The 15,437-nt window shown below is 62.8% G+C and carries 11 protein-coding genes; 9 read left to right on the top strand and 2 right to left on the bottom strand.

Annotated features, from left to right (window positions below; translation table 11 throughout):
* Positions 1-157 precede the first annotated feature (157 nt).
* Entirely contained in the window at positions 158-535 is a 378-nt protein-coding gene (locus tag NPS47_RS20750; RefSeq protein WP_274296644.1) for a type 1 fimbrial protein, read from the top strand.
* Positions 536-572: 37 nt separating this feature from the next.
* Here NPS47_RS20750 and NPS47_RS20745 read toward each other — a convergent pair whose 3' ends face one another.
* Positions 573-1,718 (bottom strand): acyltransferase family protein, encoded by a 1,146-nt coding sequence (locus tag NPS47_RS20745; protein ID WP_274296643.1) that lies wholly within the window; start codon positions 1,716-1,718, stop codon positions 573-575.
* 55 nt (positions 1,719-1,773) lie between these two features.
* The gene (locus tag NPS47_RS20740) at positions 1,774-2,829 is read right to left on the bottom strand and encodes an AraC family transcriptional regulator (protein ID WP_274296642.1); all 1,056 of its coding nucleotides are present in this window, start codon (positions 2,827-2,829) and stop codon (positions 1,774-1,776) included.
* Positions 2,830-3,041: 212 nt separating this feature from the next.
* Between NPS47_RS20740 and NPS47_RS20735 the strand changes: the two genes are divergently transcribed.
* The 8 genes from NPS47_RS20735 (at position 3,042) to NPS47_RS20700 (ending at position 15,436) form a co-directional block, all read left to right on the top strand.
* A complete protein-coding gene (locus NPS47_RS20735) occupies positions 3,042-4,637 on the top strand; it encodes an FAD-binding oxidoreductase (protein ID WP_274296641.1) in 1,596 nt (531 codons plus the stop codon).
* Positions 4,638-4,641: 4 nt separating this feature from the next.
* The gene (locus NPS47_RS20730) at positions 4,642-6,237 is read left to right on the top strand and encodes a glycerol-3-phosphate dehydrogenase/oxidase (protein ID WP_274296640.1); all 1,596 of its coding nucleotides are present in this window, start codon (positions 4,642-4,644) and stop codon (positions 6,235-6,237) included.
* Between the two features lie 21 nt (positions 6,238-6,258).
* On the top strand, positions 6,259-7,827 hold the full coding sequence (locus NPS47_RS20725) for an FGGY-family carbohydrate kinase (protein ID WP_274296639.1): 1,569 nt from the start codon (positions 6,259-6,261) through the stop codon (positions 7,825-7,827).
* 126 nt (positions 7,828-7,953) lie between these two features.
* Positions 7,954-9,270, top strand: coding sequence for a phospholipase (locus NPS47_RS20720; protein WP_274296638.1), 1,317 nt, complete (start codon positions 7,954-7,956; stop codon positions 9,268-9,270).
* 50 nt (positions 9,271-9,320) lie between these two features.
* Entirely contained in the window at positions 9,321-11,276 is a 1,956-nt protein-coding gene (locus tag NPS47_RS20715; RefSeq protein ID WP_274296637.1) for a DUF1302 domain-containing protein, read from the top strand.
* A gap of 38 nt (positions 11,277-11,314) precedes the next feature.
* Entirely contained in the window at positions 11,315-12,688 is a 1,374-nt protein-coding gene (locus NPS47_RS20710) for a DUF1329 domain-containing protein (RefSeq protein ID WP_274296636.1), read from the top strand.
* A gap of 289 nt (positions 12,689-12,977) precedes the next feature.
* Positions 12,978-14,417 carry an alanine/glycine:cation symporter family protein gene (locus tag NPS47_RS20705; protein ID WP_274296635.1) on the top strand — a complete coding sequence of 480 codons (1,440 nt, stop codon included), beginning with the start codon at positions 12,978-12,980 and terminating at the stop codon, positions 14,415-14,417.
* Between the two features lie 122 nt (positions 14,418-14,539).
* Positions 14,540-15,436, top strand: coding sequence for a LysR substrate-binding domain-containing protein (locus NPS47_RS20700; RefSeq protein ID WP_274296634.1), 897 nt, complete (start codon positions 14,540-14,542; stop codon positions 15,434-15,436).
* Position 15,437: the final 1 nt, after the last annotated feature.

The raw sequence follows: 15,437 nt of genomic DNA, 5'->3' as shown, positions 1-15,437 counted from the left end.
CGCTTGTCGAGGAGCGCTAGCAGATCCTGGCGAGCGTGCAGCTAAATTCTTCATTCTGCGACGCACTTGGCATTGCGCGTCATTGGCTATCAGGCCGCCCTGAAACTTCTTCCTCGCGTGTCGATACTCAAGGCAGGGTTTTTTGAGGCGTTTCAGCATGAACGGAAAGCTACAGATAGCCAGTGCCGCCATACTCTTCAGCCTTGGCGCCGTGAGTCAGGCGGCGCCCCCCGTGGCGCAGGGTGAGATCAGGTTTACCGGCAGTATCGTCGAGTCGTCCTGCTCGACATCCTTCGAATCGAGTGGGTGGCGAATGGAGGGTTGCCCCACACTGGCGCGGGGGACAGGTATTCACCTGCGTCAGATAAAGCCACAGGCTTCGCTCAGTGCCCTGGACAATACAGCGGTGCAGGTCAAGCTGGTCGCTGACAGTGGAGACCAGGGCCGCTACTACGATCAGCAGTACGCGCTGGTCGATAAGCTGGGCAGGCCGGTTACTAGCGGTCAATACCTGATTACCCTTACCACGCCGTAGCGCCAAGAGGGTCAGGGGCTTTTGATTGCCGATTGACTCATGTCCGGGTGAAAACCACGGCATTGGTACGTTTGAACTTGATCCGCCGGCTCCAGGCGATGGCGGGGCGTTCGAACAGCACATAGGCGATGGCTGCGGATGCGATACAGATCGTAATGATCAGCACCGTCGCCAGTAGGTCCGAGGCAATGCCGGTCGGCATGAAGTGCCGGTATACGCGCATGAAAGAGCCCGTCACCGGTGAATGGAACAGGTACAGGCTGTAGGAAATCAAGCCAATCTTCTGCACCGGGTAGCTGGACAGAAAACCCAGCGAGGCGGAACGATTGACTAGCAAGCAAAACCCGAGGCCTGTCAGCCCGGCTGCAAGGGTAAACGAGTTATTGCTGATAACGCCGATCAGCAGCACCAATGTGCAGTAGCCAATGGCGATATAGCGACTTTGCCTGGTGCCGGAAAGGGTTTGCGCGCACAGCACGCCGGCCATGAAGCTGAACCAGAACCCGATGAAACCGCCTTGCCAACCTATCGACTGAATCAGCCCGGTGGGCCACAGCAGCGCTAATGCTGCGCTGATCCAGATCGGAATGTTGCGGCTTTTGAACGCTTCGCCGCCGCTGAGGTGATCGGCCAGCCAGATCAACAGGGCAAAGGCGATGTAAAACTGCACCTCGATACACAGTGTCCAGAACACCGAAATGATGTTTTCGATGCCAAGCACGCCTTGAAGAAACGCCAGGTGGCCGAGAACGTCAGTGGCACTGGGAATGTTGATCGTGCTTTGCCCAAGCAGGTGTTTGGTGGCAATCACCAGCAAGCCCAGGGCAACGGCGGCATAGTAGGGCGGGGCCAGACGGACCAGGCGGCGGGCGACAAAGTTTGCGGCGTTCACCGTGCTCATTGGCACGCGAGCGGTGGTCGTCGCCATGACGATGCCGCTCAGAACGAAAAATATCGGTACGCCCAAATGGCCGGCATCGAAGACTGCAACCTTCACCCAGCCCGGAATGGCGGCAAGCAGGGTGGGGATGTGGTTGCCCTCGGACAAGTGAAACAGAACCACCCAGAAGGCTGCGAAACACCGTAGTGCGTCAATCAGGGCAAGGCGATGTTTGTCGTCGGTGGTGATTCCACTCATACCCGCTTCTCCTTTCGCCTGCTCCAGGTGCCACGCTTTGGCCACTGATCGCAAGCTTAGCAGCTGGGGCACGCTGTCAAGGTTTGACGTGGATGCGGGTTTACCCCTGTTTCACTTTCAACAGGTCCGATTCGTTCGTCGACTCCCGGTAAGTCTGGCGAAACTCGCCCGGTGGCATCCCGCGCCGGCTTTTGAAGGTCCGGTGGAACGAACGCGGTTCGGTAAAGCCCAGGTACTGGGCGATGTCCTGGATCGGCAAGGTGCTGTGCAGCAGGTAGTGCTCCGCCAGTTCCTGGCGCAGGTCATCGAGGATTTGCTGGTAGGAGGTGTTGGCCTGGTGCAGCTGGCGTTGCAGGGTGCGCACGGAGACGGCGAACTGCTCGGCCACCTGTTCCTTGCGTGGCAGCCCTTCCTTGAGCAACTGGCGCAGGATGCTCTTCACCCGTTGCTCCAGTGACGCGTCTTCCAGGGTGGCCATCAAGCCCTGGGCGTGATCTTCCAGCGTGCGCAGCAACTGCGCATCGGCCTGGCGCAAGGGCAGTTGCAGGTAGGGCAGCGGGACGATGAGCGCCGAGTAGGGCTGGTCGAACAGCACCGGACAGTCGAAGAACTGTTCGTACTGGGCACGTTCGGTGTCCGCCGGCTGAGGGTGTTCGAGCCACACGGCAGCAGGTGCCAGATGGGTGTCGGCGATCCAACGGGCATATTGCAGCCAGGAGCCAAGGACGTTTTCCACCAGGTGGCGGCGGATGCGTGGGCGTTGGTGGCGGCAGGTCCAGATCAGGTGCACGTGCTCGCCCTGCGCTTCGGCACGGCTGACGCCCATGTCACCCACCAGCTTCTCGAACGGCATGATGCGATTCATCGCGTCGCCCAGGGTGGCGCAGTTCATGGTGATGTAGCCCAGCACGTTCCAGGAGTTGGGCAGCACGAATCGCGCCGAGTTGAGGCCGAACAACGGATCGCCGGAATGCTCGCAAAAGTAGTCGAGCAGGCGCTCATGGGCTTCGCCCGGCACCCGCAGGCTGTTGTCGCTCAGCTGTTGGGCGTGCAATCCGGCTACCGCTAATGCCGGTTCAATGGCCATGCCCAGTTGTTCGGCATGACGCACGTACTTGAGCAGCGGCGGAACCGAGCTGTAGCCGAGGGATTGCATGATCGTGTTCCTTTTGATCGAGGCAGGACAGGCGCAGGTAAACAGCCTGAAAGGTAATTTGAAACCACCGCTAAAGTAAATGGCGGCAGCCGCGTGCGGGTTGGCTCAATCGGCTACTCGAGCTGGCCGGATGTGACCGTGACAGGCTCGGGTGGCTGGCTACTATAGGCGCCTGAACTGTTACCTGATAAGAACCATAAAAGGACACACGCATGCGACGCTGGAACGGCTGGGGAGATGCAACCACGGTGGTCGAACTGCCAGCCCAGGGCGCGGGGTTTCTCGCCGCCCGGGTGGGCAGCGGGTGCGCGCTGCCCGACGCCACGCTGGAGGCAGCACTGGCGCGGGTTCCGGCCTCGCGTCTGGCGGCGCATCCGCTCTACAGCATAGAAGCCCAGGATCGTCTGTTGCATGCGCGTGGCCAGAGCTTGCCCGACTGGCTGGCGTTGCGTGAAGGGACGCTGGGAACCTATCCCGATGCGGTGGCGTTCCCGCAGAGTGTCGAGCAGATCCGCCAGTTGCTGGCGCTCGCCCACGATAAGGACCTGTGCCTGATTCCTTACGGTGGCGGTACTTCGGTGGCCGGACACATCAACCCGCCATCGTCCGCGCGGCCGGTGCTGACTGTGTCGCTGGCGCACATGAACCGCCTGCTCGACCTCGACGAACAGAGCCTGCTGGCCACCTTCGGCCCCGGCGCCACCGGGCCGCAAGTGGAAAGCCAGTTGCGCGCGCGCGGCTATACCCTTGGGCACTTCCCGCAGTCGTGGGAACTGTCGACTCTGGGTGGCTGGGTCGCCAGTCGTTCCAGCGGCCAGCAATCGCTACGCTATGGACGCATCGAGCACCTGTTCGCAGGCGGTACCCTGGAAACCTTCGCCGGTCCTCTGCAGATCGCGACCTTTCCGGCCTCGGCCGCAGGTCCCGATCTGCGTGAAGTGGTGCTGGGCAGTGAAGGGCGCTTCGGGATCATTTCCGAGGTCAAGGTGCGCATCAGTCCGTTGCCGACGGACGAGCGTTTCTATGGGGTGTTCCTGCCCGACTGGAAGCGTGCCCTGCAAGCCATCCGCCAGTTGGCCCAGGCGCGCGTACCGCTGTCGATGCTGCGTCTGTCGAATGCCGTGGAAACCGAAACCCAACTGGCCCTGGCCGGGCACCCGCAGCAGATCGCCTGGCTGGAAAAATACCTGGCCTTGCGCGGTGCGGGCGCCGGCAAATGCATGCTGACCTTCGGCGTGACTGGCAACCGGCAGCAGAACGCGTTGTCGCTGAAGCAGGCCCGGCAACACTTGAAGGCCTTTGGCGGGGTGTTCACCGGCACCCTGCTGGGCAACAAGTGGGCGCAGAACCGCTTCCGTTTTCCCTACCTGCGCGAGAATTTGTGGAACGCCGGTTACGTGGTCGACACCCTGGAAACCGCCACCGACTGGAGCAATGTCGACAACCTGCTCAATCGCATCGAGAACAGCCTGCGCGACGGTTTGGCGGCAGAGGGCGAGCGGGTGCATGTGTTTACCCACCTGTCCCACGTTTATGGCGAAGGGTCGAGCATCTACACCACCTATGTGTTCCGCCCGGCGGCGACTTATGCGGCCACCCTGGCGCGCTGGCAGGCGCTCAAGCAGGCGGCCAGCCAGACCATCGTCGACAACCACGGCACCATCAGTCACCAGCATGGCGTGGGCAAGGATCATGCGCCCTACCTGTTGCGTGAAAAGGGCGCACCGGCGCTGGATGCCTTGCAGGCGCTGAGCCGCCACTTCGATCCGGCCGGGCGCCTCAATCCCGGCACCCTGTTGCAGGAGTGACGGCATGAGCCAGGACTGGAATGCCGCGTGGCGACAGCAGGTGCTGCCGACCCTGGCGGATGAAACCTGGGACCTGATCGTCATCGGTGGCGGCATCAGCGGTGCCGGGATCCTGCGCGAAGCGGCCCGCCGCGGCTGGCGCTGCCTGCTGCTGGAGCAGCGCGACTTTGCCTGGGGCACCTCCAGCCGTTCTTCGAAGATGGTTCATGGCGGCTTGCGCTACATCGCCAAGGGCCAGTGGCGCCTGACCCGCGACTCGGTGCACGAACGCCAGCGCCTGCTCGACGAAGCGCCGGGGCTGGTGGAATCGGCGAGTTTCATGATGCCGCATTACCGTGGCGATTTTCCCGGGCCACGGGTGCTGGGTGGACTGTTGACGGTGTACGACGCCCTGGCCGGGCGGCGCAGTCATCGCTTTCATGACGCGCAACAACTGCAGTACCTGGCGCCGGGTTTAAAGGAGGACAGGCTGCTGGGGGGCACCTGTTTTGTCGATGCGTTGACCGACGACGCACGGCTGGTGCTGCGCGTGCTGGCTGAAGCGCGGGCCGATGGCGCGCTGGCGCTCAATGGCGTGCGGGTCAAGCAATTGCTGCGTGAAAACGGCCAGGTTTGTGGCGTGCAGGTTGAAGACGCCGAGGGTGGCGAGCCGTTGCAGCTGCGCTGCCGAACGTTGGCGGTTGCGACCGGTGCCTGGGCCGAGCGCCTGCGCCCGAGCGATGCGCCCCGGCAACTACGGCCGTTGCGCGGCAGTCATCTGCTGTTGCCCGGCTGGCGTTTGCCGGTGGCTCAGGCGATCACTTTCTTGCACGCTCGCGATTGCCGGCCGGTGTTTGTCTTTCCTTGGGAAGGCGCCACGGTGGTGGGCACCACGGACCTGGATCACGCGGAGGATCTGGACCAGAGTGCGAGCATCAGCAGCGAGGAACTCGACTACCTGCTGGCGGCCTGTGCCCAGCAGTTTCCCCAGGCGCACGTGGTGGCTGAGGATGTCCTCTCGACCTGGTCGGGCGTTCGCCCGGTGGTGGGCAGTGTCCACGGCGGAGCGCAGAACACCCCGTCCAATGAAACCCGTGAGCATGTACTGTGGCTTGAGCCCGGCTGCGTGACCCTGGCCGGTGGCAAGCTGACCACGTTCAGGCCCCAGGCGCTCGAAGTGCTCAAGGCCTGTGCGCAGATGCTCGGGCGTGAAGTCAGCGATGACGGCGCCCCGGTGTTTACCCCACTGCCGGCGCTGCCGGTTTCGGGGCTCAACAGCAGTCAGTGGCGTCGCCTGGCCGGACGCCATGGCCGTGATCTGCCACGTCTGGCGCTGTTGCTGGAACAGCTGGGCTGCGCCAGTGTCGGTGGCAGCGATACCTTGTGGGCGGAGCTGGCGTTTGCCTGCGACACGGAGCTGGTCCTGCACCTTGATGACCTGCTGCTGCGCCGCACCCGGATCGGCCTGTTACTGGCCCGGGGCGCGGAGGACTATCTCCCGGCCATCCGCCAGTTGTGCCAGCCACGGCTGGGCTGGGACGACCTGCGCTGGCAGGCGGAAGAACAGCGTTATCGGGCGTTGTGGCAACGCCACCATGGCTTGCCGGACACCCCGCATTGACTGCCCATTGAAGAGAGCTCCATGGATAACAACAAGAACAAGCGCTACTTGCTGGCGATCGACAATGGCACCCAGAGCGTGCGCGCGTTGCTGTTCGACCTGCAGGGCAATCTGCTGGGCAAGGGCAAGATCGAGCTGCAGGCCTACACCTCGGCCCAACCGGGTTGGGCCGAGCAAGAGCCGGACTATTACTGGGCCAAGCTCGGCGAAGCCTGCCAGCAGTTGTGGCAGCAGACCGGGATTGATCGTACGCAAATCGCCGGTGTGTCACTGACCACCCAGCGCGGTACGGTGATCAACGTCGATGCCCAGGGCAAGGCCTTGCGTCCGGCAATCCTGTGGCTCGATCAGCGCCAGGCCGAGGTCGAGGGTGGAATAAAGGGGCCGTGGGGCTGGCTGTTCAAACTGGTTGGCGCACAGGCCACCGTGGATTATTTCCGTGCCCAGGCCGAAGCCAACTGGATTGCCCAGCAGCAGCCCGAGGTGTGGGCGGCGACCGACAAGTTCCTGCTGCTCTCGGGCTTTCTCACCCATCGCTTGTGCGGGCGTTTCGTCGACTCGGTAGGCTGCTGCGTGGGCTATCTGCCGTTCGACTTCAAACGCCTGCGCTGGGCGGCGCCTGCCGACTGGAAGTGGCAGGCGCTGGCGGTGCGTGCGGAACAATTGCCGACGCTGCTCAAACCCGGCGAAACCCTGGGCCATATCAGCGCCGAGGCGAGCCGGCATACCGGCATTCCCGAAGGCGTGCCACTGATCGCAGCGGGTGCCGACAAGGCCTGTGAAGTGCTGGGTGCCGGGGTTGTCGATGCGTCGACGGTGTGCCTGTCCTATGGCACCACCGCGACCATCACCATGACGCGCTCGCGCTATCTGGAAGTGGTCCCGTTGATTCCGCCGTACCCGGCGGCGGTGCCGGACCAATACAACTGCGAAGTGATGATCTACCGTGGCTACTGGATGGTCAGCTGGTTCAAGAACGAGTTCGGGCTGCGTGAAATGCAGCAGGCCAAGGAGCAGGGGCTGGAGCCGGAGCAACTGTTCGACGCCCTGGTCAACGCGGTGCCGCCCGGGTCCATGGGGCTGATGCTGCAACCCTACTGGTCGCCAGGGATTCGTGAGCCGGGCATGGAAGCCAAGGGTGCGATGATCGGCTTTGGCGATGTGCATACCCGCGCGCATATCTATCGGGCGATCCTCGAAGGGCTGGCCTACGCCTTGCGCCAGGGCAAGGAGAAGCTGGAAAAGCGCTCGAAACAGTCCATTGCGCGCCTGCGCGTTGCCGGTGGCGGGTCGCAGAGCGATGCCGCGATGCAGCTGACGGCGGATATCTTCGGCTTGCCGGCCGAACGCCCGCATGTCTATGAAGCGTCGGGCCTGGGGGCGGCGATCTGCTGCGCGGTGGGGCTTGGCCTGCATGCCGACTTTCCCTCGGCGATCGCGGCCATGACCCGGGTTGGCGAGGTGTTCATGCCGCAGCCCGAGGCGCAGCAGGTCTATGAGCGGTTGTACAAGGAGGTCTACCTGCGCATGTACCGCCAGCTCAAACCGCTGTACCAGAGTATTCGGCAGATCACCGGCTACCCGGCCTAACAGGCCTTCCCCCGGTGGGAGGTCGTGGCGCAATTGGAGAATTTATTTGGCGACATCGGACAGTGTCAGGGGCAGGGTCGGTTGTTAGGCTCAGCCCTCAAGCACTTCCAATAAGAATTAAAAAAAATGAAGCTGAAACTTCTCCTGATGCTGCTCTGTGGCATCGCTCCGGCGGCATGGGGCTGGTCCAACCATACGGTCGGTAGTTACCTGGCATTGCAGGACATGCCGGCCTTGCGCCAGGCACCTCAGGTGGAAGTCGAGCCGCTGGAGCAGTTTCTCGCGCAACAATATGGCGCCATCGCCGCGCTGCTGGACGAGCAGGAGCGCTTCGCCCGTGAACACTTTGCCCAGTACCCGCCGCGTCCCGACAGCCTGAAGCTCCCCGCTGTGCCGGCGGACAATCTGCGCCACGCCTTCCTCACCGCCCTGCGCATCAACCCGCAGATCCACCTGGCCATGGTCATCCAGCCGTTACCGGGACAAGAGCAGCCACAACGCGAACACCTCAAGGCCGAGCTGGTGATGGTCGAGCAGACCCTGTCGCCGTGGAACCGCCAGCGTTTCATCCGCCTGGCCGACGGCGAAAAAGTCGCGCCGCTGGCCGTGTTGGCCAGCGCCGCCGACGAGCCGGATTACGGTCACGACATCAACCTGTTCAGCGACAACGCCGGTGAAGTGGCGGCGCTCTACGGTTTTGGTCCGCAGCCGTTTGGCGATGAACGTTTCCAGTACAGCTCGCAGGCGCCGTTCCATATGGGCTTCTTCCATGAGAACCCGGTGGTGTATGCCGCCGCCGGGTTTCTTGAGCGCAGCTGGCCACACTGGCGTGCTTATCAGTACCTGGGCCTGGCGCGGCTGGCTTTCGCCACAGGCCATCCCTACTGGGGCTACCGCTTTCTCGGCTGGGGCATGCACCACGTGCAGGACCTGACCCAGCCGTATCACGCCAAACCGCTGCCCGGCGTCGGTTTGCTCAGCATGTTGCTGATGGAAGGCAAGGCCCTGGCCGGATACGACAGCGACAAGCACGCCGCCATCGAGCGGGTCGCCACCCGGCATATGGAAGTGGAGAAGTATCAGGCCGCCTGGCTCTCCCGCCTGCTGCGCAGCGGCCAGCAGGTGCATCCGATGCTCCAGGCCTACGCCGACACGGCGCAGGACGCCAGCTATCCGCCGTACTCGGTGGACTACCTGCGCGACGTGGTCAGTGCCCAGTCTGCCGACGCCGGTGCTGCGTTTGACGATGCCATCGGCCAGTGGCTGGCCACGGCACCGGCCACCAGCAGTTTCAGCGCCGGTAACCAGGTGCAGCGCGAGCGTTACGACCATCCGCAACTCAACCAGCAGTTGTTCCAGCTGCTGGGCAATTTTGGCGCGCACAGCCGCAGCTATGCCCGCGCGGGCCTGGCTCCCTCAGAGGCAGCCAGCGTCGCGCCGTAACCGCTGTCAGGACACAAAAACAACAAGATCAGCAAGGGGAGAAGCACACCATGGGGATTCGATTACGCCAGTCTGGCGCAGTGATGTCCGGGGTAGGGTTGGCAGGGCTGTTGCAGCTGTGCGCGCTCGAGGGCGCGCAGGCCGTCGAGTTCAAGGTGCTGGACAATCAGGTCACCGGCTCAATCGACACCACCCTGTCTTACGGCCGCTTGTGGCGGGTCCAGGGGCGCGACAAGAGCAACGATGACATCAACACCAACGACGGTAATCGCAACTTCGATACCGGCCTGGCTTCCGAGGTCTACAAGATCACCTCGGAGCTGGAAGCCAACTACCAGAACTACGGGGTGTTCATGCGCGGTAACGCGTTCTACGACACCCAGTTGATGGACAAGCGCAACGATTACTACGACAACAACAACCCGTCGCAACCGAGCCAGAACTTCCCCAACGACGACCGTTTCACCGACCAGACCCGCGACATCGCCGGCCACCACATCGAGATGCTCGACGCCTATGTCTACGGCAGCTGGGACGTGGCGCAGATGCCAGTGACCGCGCGCCTGGGACGCCAGGTATTCAACTGGGGCGAGGGCATGTTCTATCGCGGCGGGATCAACACCACCAACCCGGTGGATGCGGCCAGGTTTCGCTTGCCGGGCGCTGAGGTGAAGGAAGTGCTGATGCCGGTGGAGGCCGTGAGCTTCAACATCGGTTTGACCGACAGCCTGACCATGGAAAGTTTCTACCAGACCAACTGGAAGGAAACCCGCATCGACCCGGTCGGTACCTTCTACTCCCAGACCGACCTGTTCGCCGACGGCGGCAACACCGCCTACAACGACTTCAGTGGCACGGCGCTGGATAGCCCGGTGCCCGGTTTTGGCAATGTCATCGGGCTGTACGAGGGGCTGGGTAACAACCCGCTGTTCAGGCAGGTTCTGGGCAGCACCGGCCTGTACGCCAACGGCGTGACCCCGGCGTTCGGCAACACGCTGAAAGTGGCGAGCATCGGCAAGGACTTCAACGCCCGCAACGACGGACAGTTCGGCTTTGCTTTTCGCTACATCGCCGAAGCGCTCAACAGCACCGAGTTCGGTCTGTACATGGTCAACTATCACGCCAAGGAGCCGACCATCTCCGCCGACCTGGGTGGCTACCAGGGCATCGACATGAACGCCCTGACCAACCTGCTGTCGGGCCTTGCCGGCAGCCAGGCTCAGGCGCTGGCCGGTGGCCTGGCAACCGCCGACGTGATGGGCAATATCCAGGCGCATCGGCGATACGCCGAAGACATCCGCATGTACGGCTTCAGCTTCAACACCACCCTGGGGCAGGCGTCGGTGTTTGGCGAAGTGGCCTACAGGCCCAACCTGCCCATCGGCATCGCCGCCACCAACGACCTGATCGGCGACCTGGCCAATGGCGCGGCAGCCGCGGCAGCCGGCCAGACCGTCAACATCGGCGGGCAAATGGTTCAGCTCGACAGCCAGATCAACAATGCTGAACGGGTGGAATCGTTCAACACCTCGCTGGGCACCATCTACAACTTCGGCCCGGGGCTGTCGTTCGACTCGATGTTCGGGGTGTTCGAGCTGGCTTCCGAGCACTTGCGCGGCAGCAGCCTGCACTACACCGCCTTTGACGGCAGCACCCGCTACTACGCCGGTAGCGGCAACACCTCTTATGTGTCCGGCGGCGAGCGTGACGACCAGGTCAACCGCAACTCCTACAGCTACACGGCGATGCTCAATGCGACCTGGAACGACGTCTACGCCGGGGTCAACGTCTCGCCCTATGTCGTCTACAAGGACGATTTCGAGGGCAACAGCTATCAGGCAGGCAACACCATCGAGGGGCGCAAGGCCTACACCCTGGGGATCAAGGCCAACTACCAGAACAAGCTGGAAGCCGAGTTGCAGTACACCGAGTTCTATGGCGGTGGCCAGAACAACAGCATTCGCGACCGTGACAACGTCGGTTTCAACCTCAAGTACTTCCTGTGACTGCTCAGACCCCAGGGTCTTCAATGCGGAGAACACTCATGCTGCATACACCACGACTGCTCAAGACCACCCTGGCGCTGGTCCTGAGCCTGGCCGCCGGCGGGGCGCTGGCGGCCATTTCGCCCCAGCAGGCCGAGCAACTGAAAACCACCCTGACCCCCCTGGGCGCCGAGCGCGCGGGTAACGCCGCCGGGACCATTCCGGCCTGGGACGGCGGCATCACCCAGGCGCCGCAGGGCTACAAACCGGGCCAGCACCACCTGGATCCGTACGCGGCAGACAAGCCGTTGTTCACCATTACCAAGGCCAATCTGGAACAGTACAAGGACCAGTTGAGTGCGGGCCAGATCGCCTTGTTCAACAGCTACCCCGACACCTTCCAGATGCCGGTGTACCCCAGCCGCCGCTCTGGCTCGGCGCCGCAGTGGCTGTACGACAACACGTTCAAGAACGCCACCTCGGCCAAGTTGCTCGAAGGCGGCAACGGTTTCAGTGGCGCCTATGGCGGCGTGCCGTTTCCGATTCCCAAGGATGGCCTTGAGGCGCTGTGGAACCACATCACCCGTTATCGCGGCATCTACGTGGTCCGGCGTGCTTCCGAAGCGCCGGTGCAACGCAACGGCAGCTACGCGCTGGTGACCGCGCAACAGGAAGGGATGTTCAACTACTACCGCCCCGGTGGGCAGTTTGCCGATCTGAAAAACATCCTGTTCTACTACCTGGCCTTCGTGAAGAGCCCGGCCCGCCTGGCCGGTGGCGCGACGCTGGTTCACGAAACCCTCGACCAGATCAAGGACCCGCGTCAGGCCTGGATCTACGATGCCGGCCAACGCCGTGTACGGCGAGCGCCGAGCCTGGCGTACGACACGCCGATCGCCTCGTCCGACGGTTTGCGCACGGCGGACGATACCGACCTGTTCAACGGCTCGCCCGACCGTTACGACTGGAAGCTGGTGGGCAAGAAGGAAATCTACATTCCTTACAACAACTACAAAGTCTCAAGCCCCGAGGTGAAGTACGCCGACCTGCTCAAGCCCGGGCACCTCAACCCGCAGTACACCCGTTACGAGCTGCACCGGGTGTGGGTGGTGGAAGGCACGCTCAAGGCCGGTGCGCGGCATCTGTATTCCAAGCGCGTGCTGTTTCTCGACGAAGACAGCTGGGGCGCGGCGCTGGTCGACCAGTATGACGGGCGAGGGCAGTTGTGGCGGGTGTCGATGGGCTACCTGAAGAACTTCTACGACCTGCCGACCACCTGGAGCTCGCTGGACGTGTTCCACGATTTGCAGGCGCGTCGCTACTACGTGCAGAACCTGGATAACGAAGAAGCGCAGACCGTGGACTTTACCCAGCCAGTGCCTGAGGACGCCTACTTCATGCCGTCGGCATTGCGCCAGCGCGGTACGCGCTAAACTCTAGCCATGCTTGCCGCTTAGGGAAGGCAGCAGAGAGATCTGTTAATATGCCCGGCTTCAACATCCGGTCAGCGTATTTGCTCATGCATGCTGGCCCAGCCGAGCCCTCGCGCTCGACATCCTTCATCACCCAAGCGGTGGTGCCGAAGTGATTACTGAAGCAGTGGGCATTGCCCATTGCTCCAGGCCATTCATATAGAAAGGCACGGGTCGTCTTCTGGCGCCGGTTGCTTTACAGACTGAGCAGGGCGCTTTACCGGCCCTGCGCTTTATTTGGGAACAGACAATGACAGCCGTGATCAACGCACTGAATACCTTTTTCTGGGGGTATGTCCTGATCTATGGCCTGCTGGCTGCAGGTATCTACTTCACGGTCCGCCTGGGCTTTATCCAGTTTCGCCATTTGCCCGAGTTCTTCCGCTCGGTGCTGCGCGCACCGGCGAACGATCCGGGTGGCATCACGCCGTTTCAGGCGTTGTGCACCAGCCTGGCCTCGCGGGTCGGCACCGGTAACCTTGCCGGCGTGGCGGTGGCCATTACCCTGGGCGGGCCGGGTGCGGTGTTCTGGATGTGGGTGGTGGCCTCGCTGGGCATGGCCACGGCCTACGCGGAAAGCACCCTGGCGCAGCTGTACAAGGTTCGTAACAGCAATGGTGAGTATCGCGGTGGGCCCGCGTTCTATATTGCCAAGGGGTTGAATGCGCCTTGGGCGGCAGCGATTTTTTCGGTCTGTCTGATTATCGCTTTTGGTCTGGTGTTCGGTGCCGTGCAGGCCAACTCCATTGCCGATGCAACACTGGGCGCCTTCGGTGTACCCAAGCTGACCACCGGTGTGGTGGTGGCCGTGCTGGCCGGCCTGGTGATTTTCGGTGGCATCAAGAAAATCGCGCGCATTGCCGAGTGGATCGTGCCGTTCATGGCCGGTGCCTACCTGCTGGTGGCGGTCTATGTGATCGTGACCAATCTGGAGGAAGTACCGGGCGTGCTGATGCTGATCGTCAAGAGTGCCTTCGGCATCGAGTCGGCGGTCGGCGGCGTGGCCGGGGCCTTGCTCAATGGCGTCAAGCGCGGCCTGTTCTCCAACGAAGCGGGTATGGGCTCGGCGCCGAACATTGCCGCAGTGGCAACCCCCAATCCGCACCATCCCTCTTCGCAAGGCTTTGTCCAGGCCCTGGGCGTGTTCATCGATACGCTGCTGATCTGTACCGCCACCGCCATCATGATCCTGCTGTCCGGTGTGGTGCCTGGCCCTGACATGACCGGTACACCGCTGACCCAGGCGGCGATGAACGAACACATCGGCTGGGCCGGGCAGTACTTCATTGCCATTGCGATCTTCTTCTTTGCCTTCACCTCAATCATCGGTAACTACACCTACGCCGAAAACGCCATGGTGTACCTGAAGCTGAACACCCGTATGGGCCTGACCGTGCTGCGCACCGCGGCGTTGCTGATGGTGGTCTGGGGCGCCTATGAAAGTGTGGCCACGGTGTTCGACGCCGCCGATGCGGCGATGGGCCTGATGGCGACCATCAACCTGATCGCGATCTGCTTGCTGTCGGGGGTAGTGGTCAAGCTGACCCGTGATTACTTTGCTCAGCGAGCCGTGGGTACACCGGAGTTCAACGCCAAGGATTACCCGGAACTGGCGGGCAAGATCGATGCAGAGATCTGGGGTAGTGCTGAGGGTAGCGAGCAGCCACTTGATGCGTTGAAGGAACGGTAATAGATCGCGGGGCAAGCCCGCTCCCACAGGTTGATCCAGCCGGTGGGGGCTTGCCCCGCGATGCATTCGCTGTTTCCCTGCCATAATGCCCCGACCGTCCAACCACCTGTCAGGGCCTTGCGATGATCGGCTTCACCTTGCGCCAGCTGGAATACTTCGTCGCCGCCGCCGAGCAGGGCAGTGTCAGCGCCGCTGCCCGGGCCAAGCATATCTCCCAGCCATCGGTGTCGTTGGCGTTGTCGCAACTGGAGGCGAGCCTGGGTGAAAAGCTCTTTCACCGTCAGGTCAGCCGCGGCCTGGAACTGACGCCGGCAGGCCGCAAACTGCTCGAACAGGCCCGCGACATGCTCAACCTGGCAACCGCGATCAGTGGCAGAGGCGAGGAGCAGACCGCTGTGCGCGGCGCCTTGAGCCTGATCTGTTTCCAGGACCTGGGCCCTTATTACGCACCGCGGTTGTTGAGCGGCTTTCGCCTGCGCCATCCCGAAGTCACCATCACCCTGTTCGAAGCCGACCTGGCCGAAGTCAATCGCCGCCTCAGCGATGGCAAGGCCGAGCTGGCGCTGACCTATGATGTCGGGCTGGATTCGCCGATCGAGAAGCGCGTGCTGGCGCAACTGGCGCCCTACGCCCTGTTGCCCGCCGATCATCCCCTGGCTTTGCAGGACAAGGTCTCGCTGGTCGATCTGGCCGCCGAATGCCTGATCCTCGAAGACATCGCCAGAACCCGCGAGTACTTTCTGTCGTTGTTCTGGGCCCACGATCTGCAGCCGGCGGCAACGCAACTGACCCAGACGTTCGAGATGCAGCGCGGGCTGGTCGCCCATGGTTACGGGGTGGCGTTGTCTTGCACGCGGCCGGTGGGTGATTGCAGCTATGACGGCAAACCACTGGCCTGTCGGCCGTTGCTTGAAAGCGTGAGCCCACAGCCAGTGGTGTTGGCCCAGTCCAGTGCCATGCGCCCGTCAGCGGCGGCGCAAGCGTTCCTGGACTGGGCAAGCGAGCAGTTTCCTGCCTGAC

The sequence above is a fragment of the Pseudomonas putida genome (assembly GCF_028682475.1).
GTDB lineage: Bacteria > Pseudomonadota > Gammaproteobacteria > Pseudomonadales > Pseudomonadaceae > Aquipseudomonas > Aquipseudomonas putida_AG.
This window is presented reverse-complemented; position numbering and strand designations above follow the sequence as displayed.